Source organism: Streptococcus sp. Marseille-Q8145, assembly GCF_965112035.1.
The window spans coordinates 464,362-481,614 of record NZ_CBCOPQ010000001.1; the positions used below are offsets into that span (position 1 = coordinate 464,362).

General features: G+C 43.5%; 20 protein-coding genes, 2 pseudogenes and 1 other annotated feature. Of the genes and pseudogenes, 2 read left to right on the forward strand and 20 right to left on the reverse strand.

Annotation, left to right across the window (positions count from 1 at the left end):
* Nucleotide 1: 1 nt before the first annotated feature.
* The gene (gene typA / locus ACWPVL_RS02305; protein WP_125446241.1) at nucleotides 2–1,849 is read right to left on the reverse strand and encodes a translational GTPase TypA; all 1,848 of its coding nucleotides are present in this window, start codon (nucleotides 1,847–1,849) and stop codon (nucleotides 2–4) included.
* A 193-nt stretch (nucleotides 1,850–2,042) separates the two neighbouring features.
* On the opposite strand from typA, the gene ACWPVL_RS02310 reads away from it, so the two are divergent.
* A complete protein-coding gene (locus ACWPVL_RS02310) occupies nucleotides 2,043–2,768 on the forward strand; it encodes a 16S rRNA pseudouridine(516) synthase (RefSeq protein ID WP_454386560.1) in 726 nt (241 codons plus the stop codon).
* Nucleotides 2,769–2,803: 35 nt separating this feature from the next.
* Here ACWPVL_RS02310 and ACWPVL_RS02315 read toward each other — a convergent pair.
* From ACWPVL_RS02315 to ACWPVL_RS02355, 9 genes and pseudogenes are all read right to left on the reverse strand, one after another.
* A pseudogene (locus ACWPVL_RS02315) lies at nucleotides 2,804–2,947 on the reverse strand (DUF4190 domain-containing protein); the annotation flags it as partial.
* A gap of 41 nt (nucleotides 2,948–2,988) precedes the next feature.
* Nucleotides 2,989–3,369: a rhodanese-like domain-containing protein gene (locus ACWPVL_RS02320; RefSeq protein WP_454386562.1), complete on the reverse strand. Its 381-nt coding sequence runs from the start codon at nucleotides 3,367–3,369 to the stop codon at nucleotides 2,989–2,991.
* 1 nt (nucleotide 3,370) lies between these two features.
* The gene (locus tag ACWPVL_RS02325; RefSeq protein WP_005590812.1) at nucleotides 3,371–3,589 is read right to left on the reverse strand and encodes a YqgQ family protein; all 219 of its coding nucleotides are present in this window, start codon (nucleotides 3,587–3,589) and stop codon (nucleotides 3,371–3,373) included.
* A 268-nt stretch (nucleotides 3,590–3,857) separates the two neighbouring features.
* Nucleotides 3,858–4,043 carry a transposon-encoded TnpW family protein gene (locus ACWPVL_RS02330; protein ID WP_154293436.1) on the reverse strand — a complete coding sequence of 62 codons (186 nt, stop codon included), beginning with the start codon at nucleotides 4,041–4,043 and terminating at the stop codon, nucleotides 3,858–3,860.
* Nucleotides 4,044–4,133: 90 nt separating this feature from the next.
* Entirely contained in the window at nucleotides 4,134–4,547 is a 414-nt protein-coding gene (locus ACWPVL_RS02335) for a nuclear transport factor 2 family protein (protein ID WP_268721048.1), read from the reverse strand.
* Between the two features lie 26 nt (nucleotides 4,548–4,573).
* On the reverse strand, nucleotides 4,574–4,912 hold the full coding sequence (locus ACWPVL_RS02340; RefSeq protein ID WP_454386566.1) for a GNAT family N-acetyltransferase: 339 nt from the start codon (nucleotides 4,910–4,912) through the stop codon (nucleotides 4,574–4,576).
* Between the two features lie 603 nt (nucleotides 4,913–5,515).
* A pseudogene (locus ACWPVL_RS02345) lies at nucleotides 5,516–5,662 on the reverse strand (recombinase family protein); the annotation flags it as partial.
* A gap of 24 nt (nucleotides 5,663–5,686) precedes the next feature.
* Complete coding sequence (locus tag ACWPVL_RS02350; protein WP_454386568.1) at nucleotides 5,687–5,887, reverse strand: hypothetical protein; 201 nt, start codon at nucleotides 5,885–5,887, stop codon at nucleotides 5,687–5,689.
* Between the two features lie 226 nt (nucleotides 5,888–6,113).
* The gene (locus tag ACWPVL_RS02355) at nucleotides 6,114–6,629 is read right to left on the reverse strand and encodes a Dps family protein (RefSeq protein ID WP_015605512.1); all 516 of its coding nucleotides are present in this window, start codon (nucleotides 6,627–6,629) and stop codon (nucleotides 6,114–6,116) included.
* A 165-nt stretch (nucleotides 6,630–6,794) separates the two neighbouring features.
* Between ACWPVL_RS02355 and ACWPVL_RS02360 the strand changes: the two genes are divergently transcribed.
* Nucleotides 6,795–7,457, forward strand: coding sequence for a prepilin peptidase (locus ACWPVL_RS02360; RefSeq protein WP_454386570.1), 663 nt, complete (start codon nucleotides 6,795–6,797; stop codon nucleotides 7,455–7,457).
* Here ACWPVL_RS02360 and trpA read toward each other — a convergent pair.
* The 10 genes from trpA to rlmN all read right to left on the reverse strand — a co-directional run bounded on the left by trpA (nucleotide 7,426) and on the right by rlmN (nucleotide 17,248).
* Nucleotides 7,426–8,205, reverse strand: a complete 780-nt coding sequence (gene trpA, locus ACWPVL_RS02365; RefSeq protein WP_454386572.1) for a tryptophan synthase subunit alpha — start codon at nucleotides 8,203–8,205, stop codon at nucleotides 7,426–7,428. The two genes, ACWPVL_RS02360 and trpA, sit on opposite strands and share 32 nt — an antisense overlap.
* Entirely contained in the window at nucleotides 8,198–9,421 is a 1,224-nt protein-coding gene (gene trpB / locus ACWPVL_RS02370; protein WP_454386574.1) for a tryptophan synthase subunit beta, read from the reverse strand. The genes trpA and trpB (ACWPVL_RS02370) overlap by 8 nt, the downstream gene beginning before the upstream one ends.
* Complete coding sequence (locus ACWPVL_RS02375) at nucleotides 9,411–9,998, reverse strand: phosphoribosylanthranilate isomerase (protein WP_454386576.1); 588 nt, start codon at nucleotides 9,996–9,998, stop codon at nucleotides 9,411–9,413. Before ACWPVL_RS02375 ends, trpB (ACWPVL_RS02370) begins: the two co-directional genes overlap by 11 nt.
* Nucleotides 9,985–10,752 carry an indole-3-glycerol phosphate synthase TrpC gene (gene trpC, locus ACWPVL_RS02380; protein WP_454386578.1) on the reverse strand — a complete coding sequence of 256 codons (768 nt, stop codon included), beginning with the start codon at nucleotides 10,750–10,752 and terminating at the stop codon, nucleotides 9,985–9,987. Before trpC ends, ACWPVL_RS02375 begins: the two co-directional genes overlap by 14 nt.
* On the reverse strand, nucleotides 10,749–11,753 hold the full coding sequence (trpD, locus tag ACWPVL_RS02385; RefSeq protein ID WP_454386580.1) for an anthranilate phosphoribosyltransferase: 1,005 nt from the start codon (nucleotides 11,751–11,753) through the stop codon (nucleotides 10,749–10,751). The genes trpC and trpD overlap by 4 nt, the downstream gene beginning before the upstream one ends.
* Nucleotides 11,754–11,763: 10 nt before the next feature.
* The gene (locus ACWPVL_RS02390; protein ID WP_454386582.1) at nucleotides 11,764–12,327 is read right to left on the reverse strand and encodes an aminodeoxychorismate/anthranilate synthase component II; all 564 of its coding nucleotides are present in this window, start codon (nucleotides 12,325–12,327) and stop codon (nucleotides 11,764–11,766) included.
* Nucleotides 12,324–13,682 carry an anthranilate synthase component I gene (gene trpE, locus ACWPVL_RS02395; protein ID WP_454386584.1) on the reverse strand — a complete coding sequence of 453 codons (1,359 nt, stop codon included), beginning with the start codon at nucleotides 13,680–13,682 and terminating at the stop codon, nucleotides 12,324–12,326. The genes ACWPVL_RS02390 and trpE overlap by 4 nt, the downstream gene beginning before the upstream one ends.
* A gap of 403 nt (nucleotides 13,683–14,085) precedes the next feature.
* Entirely contained in the window at nucleotides 14,086–15,267 is a 1,182-nt protein-coding gene (gene trpB / locus ACWPVL_RS02400) for a tryptophan synthase subunit beta (protein WP_454386586.1), read from the reverse strand.
* A gap of 61 nt (nucleotides 15,268–15,328) precedes the next feature.
* Nucleotides 15,329–15,558, reverse strand: a binding site (T-box leader).
* A gap of 75 nt (nucleotides 15,559–15,633) precedes the next feature.
* Entirely contained in the window at nucleotides 15,634–16,173 is a 540-nt protein-coding gene (locus ACWPVL_RS02405) for a VanZ family protein (protein ID WP_454386588.1), read from the reverse strand.
* Nucleotides 16,160–17,248 carry a 23S rRNA (adenine(2503)-C(2))-methyltransferase RlmN gene (gene rlmN / locus ACWPVL_RS02410; RefSeq protein WP_454386590.1) on the reverse strand — a complete coding sequence of 363 codons (1,089 nt, stop codon included), beginning with the start codon at nucleotides 17,246–17,248 and terminating at the stop codon, nucleotides 16,160–16,162. The genes ACWPVL_RS02405 and rlmN overlap by 14 nt, the downstream gene beginning before the upstream one ends.
* Nucleotides 17,249–17,253: the final 5 nt, after the last annotated feature.

A 17,253-nucleotide genomic window follows, 5' to 3' on the forward strand; every position in this document is an offset into this window, starting at 1 on the left:
TTTATTCTGCTGCTTGTTTTTTCTTGTTTTTATTAGCTTTTTCGCGTTCTTGCTTGTTCAAGATTTGTTTACGCAAACGGATAGACTCAGGTGTTACTTCCATGTACTCATCGTCGTTCAAGAACTCAAGTGACTCTTCAAGGGTCAAGATACGAGGTGTCTTGATAACAGCTGTTTGGTCCTTGGTTGCAGAACGAACGTTGGTCATTTGTTTGGCCTTGGTGATATTCACTGTCAAGTCGTTTTCACGAGAGTTTTCACCAATGATCATCCCTTCGTAAACCTCAGTACCTGGGTTGACAAAGATGGTACCGCGCTCTTCAATAGACATGATTGAGTAGGTTGTTGCCTTACCAGCATCGATCGAAACAAGGGCACCACGGTGACGACCACCAATTTCCCCTGGAATCAACGGCAAGTATTGGTCGAAGGTATGGTTCATGATACCGTAACCACGCGTCATTGACAAGAACTCAGTTGAGTATCCGATCAAACCACGCGCTGGAACGAGGAAGACCAAACGAGTTTGACCATTACCAGTTGAAATCATATCCAACATTTCACCCTTACGTTCAGAAAGGCTTTGGATAACAGATCCTTGATATTCTTCAGGTGTGTCGATTTGGACGCGCTCAAATGGCTCACATTTGACACCGTCAATTTCTTTTACGATAACTTCTGGACGAGACACTTGCAGCTCATAACCCTCACGACGCATGGTTTCGATTAGGATTGACAAGTGCAATTCTCCACGACCTGAAACTGTCCACTTATCTGGTGAATCTGTTGGATCAACACGAAGGGAAACGTCTGTTTGTAGCTCAGCCTGCAAACGTTCTTCCACTTTACGAGACGTTACCCATTTACCTTCACGACCTGCAAATGGTGAGTTGTTAACCAAGAAGGTCATTTGGAGCGTTGGCTCATCAATGTGAAGGATTGGAAGTGGTTCAATGGCGTCTGTCGGTGTGATGGTTTCACCAACAAAGATATCTTCCATACCTGAAACGGCAATCAAATCACCCGCTTTTGCTTCTTGGATTTCACGACGTTCCAAACCAAAGAAACCAAAGAGTTTCGTAACACGGAAGTTTTTAGTTGTGCCGTCTAGTTTAGAAAGAGTAACTTGGTCTCCAACTTTCACACTACCACGGAAGACACGTCCGATACCGATACGACCTACGAAGTCATTGTAGTCCAAAAGTGACACTTGGAACTGCAAAGGCTCATCTGAGTTATCCACTGGAGCTGGGATATGGTCGATGATGGTATCAAAGATTGGTGCCATTGTTTTTTCTTGATCAGCTGGATTGTCTGACAAAGAAGATGTTCCGTTGATCGCTGAAGCATAAACAACTGGGAAGTCAAGCTGGTCATCGTCTGCACCAAGCTCAATGAAGAGCTCCAATACTTCGTCTACTACTTCTGCTGGACGAGCAGATGGTTTGTCGATTTTGTTAACCACAACGATTGGAACAAGATCTTGTTCCAAGGCTTTTTTCAATACGAAACGAGTTTGTGGCATAGTTCCTTCGTAAGCATCTACGACCAAAACAACCCCGTCAACCATTTTCATGATACGCTCAACTTCTCCACCGAAATCCGCGTGTCCTGGTGTGTCCATGATGTTGATACGAGTTCCGTTGTAAGCAACAGCTGTATTCTTAGCCAGGATGGTAATTCCACGCTCTTTTTCGATATCGTTTGAGTCCATGGCACGCTCTGCCAACTCTGTACGTGCATCAAGAGTTTCAGATTGTTTCAATAATTCGTCAACGAGGGTTGTTTTCCCGTGGTCAACATGGGCGATAATCGCAATGTTACGGATATCTTCTCTTAATTTTGTCATGATTTCCTCTAAATCTTAATTATTATTTCCAACTAAAAATTATAACACAGTTTTTTCCAAAAAACACGGGCTAACCAAGTGTAAATGTTTTCATAGGTAAATCGTAAACTGTAGCTATTTTTGCAATTTTACTTCCGAAAGTGTATGATAAAAGGAGAAAAAGAATCGATCCAAACCTTTGAAAGGAAAACTCATGCGCCTTGATAAATTCTTAGCCCTAGCTAAGATTAGCCGAAAAGAGATGAAACAAAAACTGCGACTAAAGCAGATTGTAATTGACGGTCAAGCTGCTCGCTCCCTCAGTCAAAATGTCGATAGTGACCTCCAGTCCATTAGCCTAGCTGGTAAACCTTTAAACCACCTAGCCCACCATTATTTTCTGATGAACAAGCCCGCTGGTGCTGTCACTGCCAATTCTGACGCAGACAAGCTGACTGTCCTAGATCTAATTGCCTCAGAAGATTTTAACGACCAGCTTTACGCCATCGGCCGTTTGGATCGCGACACACGTGGCCTACTCCTGATTACGGATAATGGGCCACTGGGATTTCAACTCCTCCATCCACAATACCATATCGCAAAGACCTACTATGTCGAAGTCAACGGTCCTCTTGACCAAGAAGCCACAATCGCTTTTCAGCAAGGAATTGTTTTTCTGGATGGCACTCGTTGCAAGCCCGCTCAACTTCAGATTCACACGACTAGCCCCGAGCACTCCACCGCCTCAGTTACCATTTCTGAAGGGAAATTTCATCAGGTCAAGAAAATGTTTCTAGCAGTTGGTGTCAAAGTCACCTATCTCAAACGCACTCATTTCGGTGATTTCCAGCTGGATCCCAATCTAACAGAAGGCAGTTATCGACCGCTTAATCCTTCCGAACTCGAGATTATCAGAGGCTATTTGGAACAAACCTGGTAAAACAAAAAGGCTTATTCAAGCCTTTTTATTATTTATTACATAAATCCATTCATAGTCAGAAGAATTCCTGCAATCCAGTTGATGACAGAAATGACAATACCGACAATATTAAGAATTCTTTCTGTTTTATAATCTAATTGAGTTTCTTTTTAATGAGAATTGCCCAAAACCAGACCAATTGAATTATAGGTAGTTAACTTTGTATATATTTATACAAAGATCAGCTTGTCTTAACCTTACCACTCCAAGAATCGAGGCCGTAAGACAGGATATAAATATCATTAAAACCTTGCTTCTTCAAGTAGATTGCCGCATTGGTTACACGTTGTCCACGGCTATTTTCATAAAGAAGAACTGGTTTGTCTTTGCGAAGCGCATTGATACTAGACTTGAGCTGTTGAGATGGGATGTTACGCGCGCCCAAGATATGCTTGCGGTGAAAATCCGATGGGTCACGCAAGTCAATCAACTGTCCCTGACGAATCAAGCCTTCAAACTCACTATTATCTACTATCTTAGCTGCACGGCGAATACGGAAATAATTGAAACCCATCCAAGCCAACATCCCCAACAAAATTGCCCATAAAATCCAAATTCCCATTCTAGTTTCTCCCTTTATCTTCTAAATACTTCAACTCTACTTGATGCTCTCTGCGCAGGACCGCCTCAGCCTCCAGATAATCAAGCTTATCCATCAGGCCAGCATCGTAAATCCGCTCCAACTCAATTTTCATCATCTCAATATCATAAAGACGCTTGCCCATATAGATAATGATCCCGAAATTTTTAAGAAATTGCTGCACATCATAGAGTGTTTTCATGAGCTATATTTTATCAGATTTTAGCAAAGTTTTCAAGATGGCAAAACAGAAAAGACAGCCACGGAGACTGCCTTTTCGGGAGATTATTATGAAAAAGAAAAGTTTAGGAGTTCTATCAAACAAAGTTAGGAGGTCTTCATTTGATAATCTTAGTATAAAGGAAGAAGCTTAAACAATCCTTAAGAAAAAACAGAGAGTGGGACAGAAATCGGTAATTCGTTAGAATTCGATTTCGTCGTCCCACCTGTTGCTACTTGTCAAGGATTTTTTAATCAAAATCATCTTTTTTTTCGTCCGATTTTCTCCTAAGCTCCCTCAGCATTATTCTTGTAAGTTTATCTTGCATTGTTTCAGTTGCATTTTCATTGAAATGGACAACAACCTCATAGGTGGTCTTTCCAATCTTTCTCTTTGTGCTAATGCCTTTTTTATCTGTGTTTTTCAGTTCTTCCATAAATTCTCCTTTCCTCGTTGAAATAAAAAAAGCGATTAGATTTTTTATTTTCTAATCGCTCTTACCAATATTTTGAAATTAGTTCTAAAATCAAGAAGCTCCATCATCTCTAAATTGAGGTTTCTCACTATTTTCATAAGGATTATAATGATTGATGTTGCAACCAAATTCTTTTAGTTTCTTGATTTTATTCTCTTTTGTCCACTCAACCAATGATATACCATCAAATCCTTCTATTCTTCCATCATTCATCTTACTTTTGAAGTACCATTCAACAACTGTTTGATGTTCACTATGGAAAAACTGCTTTATATCCCACGTAAGCACTTTTCCTCTTGTATTCCACTCATTAAACCAATGCTTTACAGTTGCTCGATTTTCATATTTAGGACACCAACTTTCAGTATAAACAACATCTTCCGCAAATATATCGTCTATTCCTAAATCTTGTTGTTTGAGCCACATATCAAACCATAAGCTAATGATCTTCTCTCGGTTTTTCATATTTATCACGCTCCTAATGCTCGGACTTATAAATCCATTTTTAGATAAATCATATCTACTAATTGGACACCTTCTTCGTAAATCGGATGTTCATAATTATCTATAAAAAAATTCTTGATGATATGAGAACGAATAAAGCCACATTTTTCATAAAAAGGGATGGTAGTCTGACTTTCTCCCGTTCCCACTTGTAATACGGAATATTCCCCTTTGTATTTCTCTATAATAAAATCAATGAAAGCCTGTCCGTATCCTTTTCTTTGATAATCCGGATGAATGGCGATATTTTTGATTTCAAGAGTATTATTCCCCACATTTAGGACAACACACTCGCCATTTAATCCATTATCGTCTAAAACATACATTGTGCCATCTGCTATATATCTGTCATATCATATCTTCTTGTTCATCTGCCAATAATAAAAGCGATAAAAACTGCTTCTTATTTTCTACAACTTCCCTTATTTCTATCAATGTGAATACCTCTCAAATCAATGATGTTTTATTTCTCTTAAATTTTATTATACCATTAATTTCCAAGCCTTTCCATTTCCAAATGCCACAAAGGAATATTTTTAGTAAACCCACTACAAAACGGTGGTAATCGTTTTATACTGTAACTTCGTTTGTTGTTTCAGTATGTCGGCTTGATAAGTAGTATCCGTTTCAAATTTTTAGGGTCAAGGGTGAGCGGTAGCGAATGCACTTTACCCTTGACGATAAAAAAGGGAATGGGGGATATGCGATAATCTTCGCTACTTCTCGATTGCTCCCTGCAAGGGCTAAATGCTCCGCAGGACGCAGGGACACCCTTTAGGGTGTATAATTGCGCCCTTAGAAAATCTAAGGGAATTGTTCTTTTTCTTTAATCATTCCTAAAACAATCAAATCTATTGCTGACATATTTTCTCCTCCATAAAAAAACTACTATAAATTATATCAATATATTTTATAGTAGTCAATAAGAGGAAATATCTAATGTTCTCCAAATGATTTTTCTTTGCGTATTCTTCCAAGATTTTCTTCTGATTGACAATCGAATTGCTCTCGCCTTGTAGTTCATCATCTCGGCTTAACCTTTCATACAAGGCGGTTATTTTCTCGTAGTTTCTCACGATACCCTCCTTTCGCCGGGATTCTTAATACCAAGTATAGGAATAGGTATAGTGATACCATTCTCCATTTTTCAGCCTTGCACAAACAACTCCTTTTTCCAACCATACCTCTACAATGCTGATCCCATCTTTGTAATCATTACCGACTGCATTTTTATGGAGTTCATTGGTTTTGAATAGGATTTCTCTTTGTCTGTCATTTAGTTTTTCCAAGCCTTTTATCATAAATCACTCCTTTCAAACAATAAAAAAAGAATTAAGCAAAACATCTTTCACTCAAATAGTGATGAAGTGTTCTTCTTAATTCTATAACTCCTCCGCACAGTTGAGTAGGGCTGTAAAAGCTGATGAAATCAGCGTAGTAGAGCCCACTCAACCACTGCGTCTTGCTCAACAATCCAAAGACAATTGAGAGGCTAGGACTTTTGTCCCAGCCTCTTTAAACATCATTTTACAAACCTGGTGCTTGACCAAGCTCAGCTGTCAACATCCAGATAGTCTTTTCAAGGTCTGCCTTAGCACCAACGAAGATATCATTGGTTACATCGTCGCCTTCTTCATCTGTCACATCCATAGCTTCTTGGTAAAGATCTGTCAGATAACGGAAGATTTCAATCACGCGCTCCAAGCTTTCTTCAACATTCTTGCTGAATTCGCCAGCTTTTTCTTCAATCTTGCTGTGTTGAATAAACTCTGTCAGAGTTGAATAAGGCTTGCCACCTAGAGTAATCAAGCGTTCGCTGACTTCATCCAAGGTTTCATCAATTGTATCCATGTATTCGTCCATTTTTGGATGCCATACCATGAAGCCTGCACCACGCATATACCAGTGAACTTGGTGAAGAGCGATACGAGCTGTATAAAGATCTGAAACTACTTGGTTAAGAACTGCTTTTGTTTTTGGTAAAGAATTTTGGTTAGTAAAAGTTGCTACATCTGCTGCAGCGCCATGTTTTACTTGAGTCATAATGATACCTCTCTTTTTATTTATAATCATTCTAATCTTTATTGATTATGTTTTAATTATAATGCTTCTAATTAAGAAAGTCAAGTATTAAAACTCAAAATTTTACTTTATTAGAAAAGTTGTAAAATTTCAGATTTTTCTACTCAAAATCACGAATAAACAAGTATGATTCATCTATACTTTTTTCTAGTCGGAACGGTTCTGGCCTCATTTCTAGGCTTAGTTATTGACCGCTTCCCAGAGCGGTCTATCATCACTCCCGCTAGTCATTGCAATGCCTGCGGGAAAAGATTGGCTCCCCGTGATTTGATTCCTATTTTTTCTCAAGTCATGAACCGTCTTCGTTGCCGCTTCTGTGGAGACAAGATTCCCTTATGTTATTTATTTTTTGAATTTATATTAGGCAGTCTTTTTCTGGCAACTTCGCTTGGTACGATTTCCATCAGTCAACTTCTACTGCTCACTATGGGCTTGATCCTAGCCATCTACGATCAAAGAGAGCAGCAATATCCCCTGATGGTCTGGTTGGTTTTTCATCTCTTGCTGATAGTGACAGCGAGCATCAACCTTCTCATGCTCTTCTTTTTAGCCCTAGGACTTCTGGCCTTCTTTTGTAATCTTCGTATTGGAGCTGGCGACTTTCTATTCCTTGCTTCCTGCTCAGCCATTTTCAGCCTGACAGAAATTCTCATTCTCATCCAAATCGCTAGCTTCTCTGGCCTCGCTTGTTTCTGCTTTAAAAAGCAAAAAGACAGGCTAGCATTTGTCCCCTGTCTCTTGTTTGGTGTGGTGGTTCTTATTTCTTATAAGCTGCTGCTTCTTGGATAAAGGATGCTATGCTGGCGTCCTTTTCATGAAGAGCTTTGACAATCTTAGATCCGACAATGACGCCGTCTGAGACTTGATTGAAGCGGTCAACATCCTCTAAAGTTGAAACACCAAAACCTGTCAGCACTGGAATCTCAGCAATATCATGGAGCTTGCTCAAATGCTGGTCCAAATCATTGCGGTAACTGCCGCTCTTACCTGTCACACCGTTGATGGCTACAGCGTAGATAAAACCTTCTGCATCCTTAATCAACTCCTGCTGACGTTCTAGGCCAGTCGTCAGGCTCACTAAAGGAATTAGAGCAATATCCGAATCTTCCAGCAGAGGCAAGATAAAGTCTCTATGCTCGTAGGGCAGATCCGGAATAATCAATCCTTTAACCGGCGTCGTAGCTAGGTCCTTGACGAAATCTTTGAGGCCGTACTGGAAGATAGGATTGAAGTAGGTCATGATGATGAGAGGCAGCTGAGTGTCCAAATTCTGCAAGCTTGCGACTAAAGACCTGGCCGAAGTATGGTGACCCAGACTTCTCAGACCGGCTTCTTCAATAACTGGCCCATCTGCAACAGGATCTGAAAACGGCAGACCGATTTCAATGGCTGACACGCCCAAGTTTTCCAAAAATGAGATGGTTTCTGGTAATCCTGCTAAACCTTTCTCATGATCACCAGCCATAATATATGGAAGGAAAATTCCCTTACCTGCTTTTTTAATGGCTTCTAAATGCTGAGTGAGTGTTTTAGTCATGGGCACCTCCTTTTTGAGCCGCTTCTCTTTCCAAGCGTTCCTTTACCTGAACGACATCCTTGTCACCACGGCCGGATAGGCAGACGATCATTGATTTATCTGGTCCCAACTCCTTAGCCAGCTTAACTGCGTAAGCAATAGCGTGGCTAGACTCTAGAGCAGGGATAATTCCTTCGATACGAGACAGGAGCTGGAAGGCTTCCAAGGCTTCTTCATCTGTGACTGGCACATAAGTGGCGCGTTTGATAGCATTAAAATGAGAATGTTCAGGACCGATGCCCGGATAGTCTAGCCCGGCAGAGATAGAGAAAGCTTCCAGAATCTGTCCTTGCTCATCCTGCAAGACATCCATCAAGGCACCGTGCAAAACACCTGGCCGGCCCTTGGTTAAGGTCGCAGCGTGTTCATCTGTATCGATGCCTCGCCCAGCCGCTTCTGTTCCATACATGGCAACTGTGCTATCGTCTACAAAGGGATAAAAGAGCCCAATAGCATTGGAGCCACCGCCAACGCAGGCGACTAAAGCATCGGGTAAGGCACCTGCATTTTGCTCAGCAAACTGGCGCTTGGCCTCACGCCCAATCACGCTCTGATAGTCGCGAACAATCTCTGGGAAGGGATGAGGTCCCAAGGCCGACCCCATAATATAGTGAGTATCATCGACCTGAGCCACCCAAGCTCGCAAGGCAGCGTTGACTGCATCCTTGAGGACTCGAGAACCATCGGTCACAGACTCTACCTTGGCTCCTAAAAGTTCCATCCGAAAGACATTAAGGGCTTGGCGCTTGACATCTTCTTCACCCATGTAGATAGTACAGTCCATGTTGAAAAGGGCTGCAGCTGTGGCAGTGGCTACTCCGTGCTGACCCGCACCAGTCTCTGCAATAATTTTCTTCTTGCCCATTCGCTTGGCTAAGAGGACCTGGCCTAGGGCATTATTGATTTTATGGGCCCCAGTATGGTTGAGGTCTTCCCGCTTTAAATAAATCTTAGCACCGCCAGCATAGGCTGTCAGATTTTTAGCAAAATAGAGAGGATTCTCCCGCCCTACATACTGCTTCAGCAACTCGTCCAGCTCAGCCTGAAAGGCTGGGTCTTTTTTACTCTCACGGTAGGCTTTATCTAGCTCCAAAACTGCTGTCATCAGCGTTTCGGGAACAAAGCGTCCGCCAAACTCACCATAAAATCCTTCTTGATTGGGTTGATTATATACCATCTTTCACTCTTTCTATAAATTCTGTTATCTTTTCTAAGTCCTTCTGACCGTCAGTCTCGACCCCGCTTGAGACATCAACTGCGTAAGGGGCAAAGTGCTGAATAGCTTCTCGGACATTTTCTACATTCAAACCACCGGCGATAAAGAAGGGCTGCTGGATTTGATTCTTGTCAAAAGCTTGCCAGTCAAAGGTCTGACCACTACCGGCAAGAGGGGCATCAAAGAGCAGGTAGTCCGCTTGTTGGCTGACATCTTTTAACGCTCCCTTGACCTGATGAGCTCGAATAACCGGCCGGCCAATCTGAGTCAGAAGCTCTTCATCAAAATCACCATGAAGCTGCACCAAATCCAGATTTGCCACTGAAATAGCTTCCTGCAGCTCTGCCAAGCTTGGAGAAACGAAAACTCCTACCTTTCGGACAGCAGGCGGCACCAATGCAGCTAGCTTCTGAGCTTGATCCAAACTGACCCTCCGACGGCTTTCAGCAAAGACAAATCCAATGTAATCTGCACCAGCCTGGCATGCCGTTTCCACAGCGCTGGCCGTTGATAAGCCGCAAATCTTAACCTTTGTCAATTTTCAGCTCCTTAATCTTTTCTGCTACATTCTCAGCCTGCATCAGGGCAGTTCCGACTAAAACCGCATGGAAATAAGGGGCTACTAGCTCAGCATCTTCCTTGCTGAAAATAGCGGACTCAGATACGTAAACCCTGTCATCTTTGAAATGGGCAGACAGCTGGAGACTGGTATTGATATCTGTCTCAAAAGTAACTAGATTGCGGTTATTGACACCGATAATCTGAGCTCCTATTCTATGGGCAATTTCCAGCTCCGCCAGATTATGGGTTTCGACCAGAACTTCCAAGCCTAACCCCGTCGCAAAATCATAGAGTTCTTGTAGCCGCTTTTCAGGCAAGGCAGCCACAATCAGAAGAATAACCGTTGCTCCTGCATTGCGGGCGCGAACAATCTGTTTTTCATCAATGATAAAGTCCTTATTGAGGGTCGGAATCGTGACTTGACTGGAAATCTCTCTCAGGTAATCCAGATGTCCTTTGAAGAAAATCTCATCTGTCAGGACCGAAATCATGGCTGCACCACATCGTTCATAGGTGCGAGCCTGCTCCACAATATCCACACCGAGATTAATATCTCCCAGACTTGGACTGGCTTTTTTGACCTCAGCAATCAGCTGCAGCTCTTGGGACTGGCTTTTGAGATACTCATAGAGGGAATAGGTCGAGCGCAGGGGCTGCAGCTCTTCATAGGACATGACCGCCACTTCCTGCTCTTTTTGCTTTAGAATGGTCGGGAGAAATTCTTTGCTCATTTTTGATACTCCTGTAGTTGCTTGAGTTTTTCATAGGCTGCGCCACTAGCGATCACTTGGCGGGCCAAAGCTATTCCTTCTTCTATGCTGTCTGATTTCCCATTAGCAAAGAAGCCTAGACCTGCGTTCAGAACTGTCATTTCCAGATAAGGGCTGGCTTGATTTTGCAGGACAGATACCAGAATATCTGCATTTTCTTTGGCATTACCTCCACGAATTGCTTCAAGAGAGATTTCTTCCATTCCAATATCTGACGGTAGAAAGCTATGCAGGCTGATCTCCCCATCTGCTAGCAAAGCGTACTGGGTACGACCATGAAGACCGGCCTCGTCCAGACCATCTGGACCCGACACGACCACTGCACGCTTGCGGCCCATATTTTTCAAAACTTCTGCCGTGCTCTCCAGCATATCTGGCCGACTGGTGCCCAAAAGCTGGGTTTCTAAAACCATAGGATGGATGAGGGGCCCTGTCAAGTTCATGATAGTGGGAACACCTAGACTGAGACGAGCTGGCATGATATATTTCATAGCTGGATGAAGGTTTTTAGCAAAAAGAAAGACTATTCCCGTCTGATCAAAGACCTTACCCAAGCTAGCTGTATCCATGTTTAGGTTAATCCCCAAAGCTTCTAAAACATCAGCCGATCCCGATTTAGAAGTAATAGAGCGATTGCCGTGCTTGGCCATCTTGATCCCACCACCCGCTAATACGAAGGCCGCTGTGGTCGAAACATTGAAACTAAATGATCTGTCACCACCAGTTCCACAATTGTCCATGGCTGTGCGAATTTTTGTAGGGATCTGCGGAGTATGGCCTCGCATAGCCTGAGCCAAAGCCGTCCGTTCCTCTACTGTTTCCCCCTTCATCTTTAGAGCCAGCAAAAAGGCTGCAATTTGTGTTTCCGTTACTCTTCTAGTAACGATGCGCTCTAGCACATCTGACACTTCGGAGCTGCTTAAATCCTTAAAATCTGCTAGTTTTGCAATAATTTCTTTCATAATTCTTCCCCTATTTTACTAAGTCGATGAAATTTTTGATGGACGACAAGCCATCCGGCGTGCCAATACTTTCTGGATGATACTGAAAACCATAAATAGGCAGGCTCTTATGCTGGATAGCCATAATCGAGTCATCATCAGCCGCTCGAGCCGTCACTTCAAAGTCCTCTGGCATCTCCTCAATCAAAATCGAATGATAACGCATAACTGGCTGCTCATCCTCTATTCCTTCATAGATAGGAGATTTGCCCTCAAAGCGTAGAATGCTTTGCTTGCCGTGCATGACTTTGGGAGCCAAACCTAGCTTTCCGCCAAATACTTCTGCAATGGCTTGGTGCCCTAAGCAAATCCCCAAAATCGGCTTTTTACCAGCAAAATCGCGGATAAGCTCTTCCATCCGTCCTGCATCTGCTGGCCAGCCTGGACCTGGAGACAGCACCAAGGCATCCGCTTCTTCTGCCGCCTGATAAAGACCTGCATCATCATTTCGCAAGACCCTAACTTCTGCGAAATTGCCGATATACTGGGCTAGATTGTAAGTAAAAGAATCATAATTATCAATCAATAAAATCATTGCATCTCTCCTATCTTGGTCATTGATTTGGCCTTGTTGATGGTTTCTTGGTATTCATTAGCAGGGATCGAGTCATAAACAATACCAGCTCCAGCTTGAACATAAGCTCTGCCATTTTTCAAAACCATGGTCCGAATAGCAATAGCAAAATCCATATCCCCTGTCGCAGACAGATAGCCAATAGCCCCCGCATAAACGCCACGTTTTTCCTGCTCCAACTCATAAATTCGCTTCATGGCTCGAATCTTAGGTGCACCCGAGACGGTGCCGGCCGGCAAGGTGGACTTGAGCGCATCCATAGCCGTCAGTTGAGGCAAAAGCTGACCACGAACCACGCTGGTCAGATGCATGACATAGCGGAAATACTCCACTTCCATGTACTTCGTGATCTCCACGCTGTTATTCTGAGCAATTTTACCGATATCATTACGCCCCAAATCAACTAACATACGGTGCTCAGCCACTTCCTTCTCGTCAGCCAGCAGCTCCTTCGCCAAGGCTTTATCTTCTCTTTCATCCTGCCCGCGCGGTCTGGTCCCAGCAATAGGATCGGTCGTAACCTGCCCCTGCTTGACAGACACCAGACTTTCTGGGCTGGCCCCGATGATCTGATAATCTCCGAAGTCATAAAAGTAAAGATAGCTAGAAGGGTTGGTCACACGCAAATTGCGATAGTAATCCAGCGGCCTACCAGAATACTCTGCTGAAAAGCGCTGACTGAGTACACATTGGAACATGTCGCCCTGCCGAATCAAGCTGCGCGCTTCTTCCACCATTTTTTCAAAAGCTGACTGCTCAATATGACTCTGGAAGTTCAAACTGGACAGTTCCAGCGGTGAGAATTCATCTACCGCAGGCTGCGCCAGCTCAGCCATGATACGCTCCAGACTTGCAGCTAAATCAGCTTCGCTTCTATCACTGTAGAGGGCCTCCTCAAGGATATAGACCTTGTCTTTTTTATGGTCAAAAATCATGTAACTTTCATAGACGAAAAAGTGCATGTCCGGCGTTCCAATCACATCAGCTGGAATCTGGCCAATCTCCTCATAGAGGGAAATCATATCATAACCGACAAAACCGATGGCTCCGCCTCCAAAAGGCAGGTCTGAATAATGATCTTTTTTTACAGCTAACTCATGCAGATAGTCCAATGGATCTGCCTCAATTACTTGCCCATTCTTTGTTAACTGGCCATTTTCATAGCGAACTTCAAAGACTGGATTATAGGCTAGGATAGAAAAGCGGGCTGTCTCACTATCTCTCGGAATACTTTCCAAAATCACCTTGTGGTCGCCCTGAATCCGCATATAAGCTAGAATCGGCGATAAAATATCAGCTGGTAAAATCTTTTGCATAATCTTTCTTTCTATTCAATCAGAAGCGTTTAGGTAGGAGCAATTCGCTAGCCATGACTGCATTTCACAAGAACAGATAGCTCCTGTCCACTGTCATAACTTGCTCTAAAACTACAGAAAAACGCCCACACAGTTCATCCTGTGAGGGCGTGTTATCGCGGTGCCACCTCAGTTATGGAGTTTTTAGGCTCCACATCTCATTTACCTATTTACAGTCATTTAGATCCCTTTTAGTAGAAGGCAGCATACTGGTTTACAGCAAAGTAGGCTAACAAAGTAATAAAAGATCAACTAAATGACAAAATGTTGACTCCAGCAGTCCATTTCATAACTTCTCCTGCCTGTTTACAGCAACCACAGACTCTCTGAAAGGAGGGATGTTACTACTCTTCTGCTGGGTATTTTATTTTCGTTTTTCTAGATAGTCGGCAATGGCTGCCACATCCTTGTCTCCACGACCAGATACATTGATAATGATGATTTGGTCAGATGACAGTTGTGGAGCTCGCTTGATGGCTTCAGCAATGGCATGAGAGCTTTCGATTGCCGGCAAAATTCCTTCCTTTTGTGTCAAGAGAAGCAAGGCATCCACAGCTTCATCATCTGTCGCTGCCACGTATTCTACTCGACCAGAATCTTTAAAGAAAGCATGTTCGGGACCAACTCCAGGATAGTCCAAGCCTGCTGAAATAGAGTAAACCGGCGCCACCTGACCATCTTCAGCAAAGACAGCGTAAGTCTTCATACCATCCACTACTCCGACGCTTCCCTTGGTCATGGTCGCCGCATGCTGGTCTGTATCAAGTCCACGCCCAGCCGCTTCAACACCAACCAGCTTGACTTCTTCATCCGCCACATACTGGGAGAAGGCGCCGATAGCATTGGAACCACCACCTACACAGGCAATAACATAGTCCGGCAAGCGGCCTTCCTTATCCAAAATCTGACGACGAGATTCTTCACTGATCACCTTTTGGAACTCATGGACAATCGTCGGATAAGGATGAGGACCGACAGCAGAACCCAAAACATAGAAGGCTTCCAAATCACTCATCCAAGCTCCAAAGGCTGCATCAACCGCATCCTTGAGGGTTTTGGTTCCTGTTTTCACCGCGTGAACAGTCGCTCCCATAATTTCCATGCGGAAGACATTGAGGCGCTGGCGTTCTACATCTTCTGCCCCCATGTAAACATCGCACTTCATACCAAACTTAGCTGCAGCTGCCGCAGTTGCCACACCATGCTGGCCAGCTCCAGTTTCAGCAATGACTCGGGTCTTGCCCATGCGCTTAGCTAGAAGAATCTGCCCCAAAACATTATTGAGCTTATGGGAGCCCAGATGATTGAGATCTTCCCGCTTCAGATAAATCTTCGCCCCGCCCAGATACTGAGTCAGACTTTCTGCAAAGTAGAGCGGAGTCTCCCGACCTGAATAATCTGCCAAATAATGTCGGTATTCATTTAAAAATTCTGGATCATCTTTATACTTTTCAAAAGTCGCTTCTAATTCATCCAGCAAGGCTTGGATAGGCTCCGGTACAAAGGAGCCGCCGAATTGTCCAAAATATCCTTTAGTTTCTGTCATCTTGATTTCCTCTTTTCTTTATTTTCAAGCAAAACAAAAACCCACACACAGAAAAACTCTGTGTGAGGGCGTAAAATCGCGGTGCCACCTCAATTATGGAGAAAAGTATAGACTGCCTCCATGTCTCTGCCTTGTCTAACAACAAGTCGCACTGTAAGGTGTGCTCACCGAATTTTTATTGCTTCAAATTCATTTTTTACATCAGCCCACTTCATAATCCTCCACTACCTGTTTCCACCAACCACAGGCTCCCTGAAAGTAGAAAAAATTATTACTTTTCTGATGATTCATTTTATTATAGGCCTTTCCCTTTTTCTTGTCAAGAAAAAATTTAATTTTTTAACCTAAATCCGAACCTTTCTCTCGCTAATCCCTTTTGAAAACGTCATCTTGACGATTTTTCCAGATTTTCTGACCAAGCTGAAATGCCCGCCAAGCCAGATACCCACCCAAAGTATTGGTCCAAAGATCATCAATCTCAAAGACTCGATTGGCGTTGATGAGAAGGTCCAGCAGAATCTGAGTCACTTCGATAGACAGACTCATCCCAAAGCTCAGCCAAACAACCTTCTTGGTCTTCCGCAATGTTGGAAAGAGCCAAAGCAATTGAAAAATTAAGGGCGACAGCAAGAAGATATTAGCTAGATTTTGGATAAAAACCTTGACCAGCTGGATCCAAGAAGTAATCTCGCCAATATTGACAAAGGAATTAAAAGGGATTAACAAAACCACTATTCGGCCAAAATACTGAACTCCCGGCGTCTCCATTCCTGGCTCTGGAACCTGAGGAATAAAGCACAGGATGCAAAGCATCAAGAAATAGAGTCCGCATCCTCCTACTAGCAATTTCCGGCCTCGAGCTGTCAGCTCACCGTCTGAAGTCAGATAATTTTTAAGGCTGAACATTTTCTACCAATGCTTTCTCACGATCTCGCTTCATAGTATTGGAACGCAACTGGCCGCAGGCTGCATCAATATCTGTACCATGCTCCTGACGTACCACACAGTTAACTCCATTTTTCTTTAGAGTGTCATAGAAGGCCATCACACGCTCTTTGGGACTGCGGCTGTATTGGTCATGCTCGCTTACTGGGTTGTAAGGAATGAGATTGACATAAGATAGCTTCTTGATGTTTTTCAGCAATTCTGCCAATTCCTTGGCCTGCTCTACCCCGTCATTGACTTCATTGAGCATAATGTACTCAAAGGTCACCCGACGGTTGGTGGTCTCGATATAGTATTCAATGGCCGCAAAGAGCTTCTCAATCGGAAAGGCACGGTTGATTTTCATGATACTAGAACGCAGTTCATTGTTGGGTGCGTGCAGTGAAACAGCCAGATTTACCTGCACGCCTTCATTGGCAAAGTCACGGATCTTATGAGCCAGCCCTGAAGTTGAAACAGTGATATGGCGGGCACCGATGGCCAGACCTTTATCATCATTAACCGTCCGTACAAACTTCAAGACATTCTTATAATTATCGAAAGGCTCGCCGATTCCCATAACCACGATGTGGCTGACCCGCTCATCCTGACCACGCTCGTCAAAATACTTCTGAACCAGCATAATCTGAGCTACAATCTCACCGTTATTGAGGTCACGTTGCTTTTTAATCAAACCAGAGGCACAGAAGGTACAGCCGATATTGCAGCCGACCTGGGTGGTCACACAGACAGAAAGTCCGTAGTGCTGGCGCATGAGCACCGTCTCAATCAGCATACCGTCCGGCAACTCAAAAAGGTACTTGACGGTACCGTCAGCAGACTCCTGAACAATGCGCTGTTTAAGCGGATTGACGACAAACTGATCATTGAGCTTGGCAATCAAGTCCTTGGATAGATTGGTCATCTCCTCAAAAGACTGGACCCGCTTACGATAGAGCCACTCCCAAATCTGGGCAGCACGGAATTTCTTTTCTCCCTGAGCTTCCGCCCATTCAATCATTTCTTCTCGCGTTAAGCTATAAATCGATGGTTCCATGTTTC

Excerpts from the sequence above, each read along its gene's own strand:
- typA (WP_125446241.1), bottom strand. The coding sequence starts at position 1,849 with ATGACAAAATTAAGAGAAGATATCCGTAACATTGCGATTATCGCCCAT.
- ACWPVL_RS02310 (WP_454386560.1), top strand. The coding sequence starts at position 2,043 with ATGCGCCTTGATAAATTCTTAGCCCTAGCTAAGATTAGCCGAAAAGAG.
- ACWPVL_RS02320 (WP_454386562.1), bottom strand. The coding sequence starts at position 3,369 with ATGGGAATTTGGATTTTATGGGCAATTTTGTTGGGGATGTTGGCTTGG.
- ACWPVL_RS02325 (WP_005590812.1), bottom strand. The coding sequence starts at position 3,589 with ATGAAAACACTCTATGATGTGCAGCAATTTCTTAAAAATTTCGGGATC.
- ACWPVL_RS02330 (WP_154293436.1), bottom strand. The coding sequence starts at position 4,043 with ATGGAAGAACTGAAAAACACAGATAAAAAAGGCATTAGCACAAAGAGA.
- ACWPVL_RS02335 (WP_268721048.1), bottom strand. The coding sequence starts at position 4,547 with ATGAAAAACCGAGAGAAGATCATTAGCTTATGGTTTGATATGTGGCTC.
- ACWPVL_RS02340 (WP_454386566.1), bottom strand. The coding sequence starts at position 4,912 with ATGTATGTTTTAGACGATAATGGATTAAATGGCGAGTGTGTTGTCCTA.
- ACWPVL_RS02350 (WP_454386568.1), bottom strand. The coding sequence starts at position 5,887 with ATGATAAAAGGCTTGGAAAAACTAAATGACAGACAAAGAGAAATCCTA.
- ACWPVL_RS02355 (WP_015605512.1), bottom strand. The coding sequence starts at position 6,629 with ATGACTCAAGTAAAACATGGCGCTGCAGCAGATGTAGCAACTTTTACT.
- ACWPVL_RS02360 (WP_454386570.1), top strand. The coding sequence starts at position 6,795 with ATGATTCATCTATACTTTTTTCTAGTCGGAACGGTTCTGGCCTCATTT.
- trpA (WP_454386572.1), bottom strand. The coding sequence starts at position 8,205 with ATGACTAAAACACTCACTCAGCATTTAGAAGCCATTAAAAAAGCAGGT.
- trpB (WP_454386574.1), bottom strand. The coding sequence starts at position 9,421 with ATGGTATATAATCAACCCAATCAAGAAGGATTTTATGGTGAGTTTGGC.
- trpC (WP_454386578.1), bottom strand. The coding sequence starts at position 10,752 with ATGAGCAAAGAATTTCTCCCGACCATTCTAAAGCAAAAAGAGCAGGAA.
- trpD (WP_454386580.1), bottom strand. The coding sequence starts at position 11,753 with ATGAAAGAAATTATTGCAAAACTAGCAGATTTTAAGGATTTAAGCAGC.
- ACWPVL_RS02390 (WP_454386582.1), bottom strand. The coding sequence starts at position 12,327 with ATGATTTTATTGATTGATAATTATGATTCTTTTACTTACAATCTAGCC.
- trpE (WP_454386584.1), bottom strand. The coding sequence starts at position 13,682 with ATGCAAAAGATTTTACCAGCTGATATTTTATCGCCGATTCTAGCTTAT.
- trpB (WP_454386586.1), bottom strand. The coding sequence starts at position 15,267 with ATGACAGAAACTAAAGGATATTTTGGACAATTCGGCGGCTCCTTTGTA.
- ACWPVL_RS02405 (WP_454386588.1), bottom strand. The coding sequence starts at position 16,173 with ATGTTCAGCCTTAAAAATTATCTGACTTCAGACGGTGAGCTGACAGCT.
- rlmN (WP_454386590.1), bottom strand. The coding sequence starts at position 17,248 with ATGGAACCATCGATTTATAGCTTAACGCGAGAAGAAATGATTGAATGG.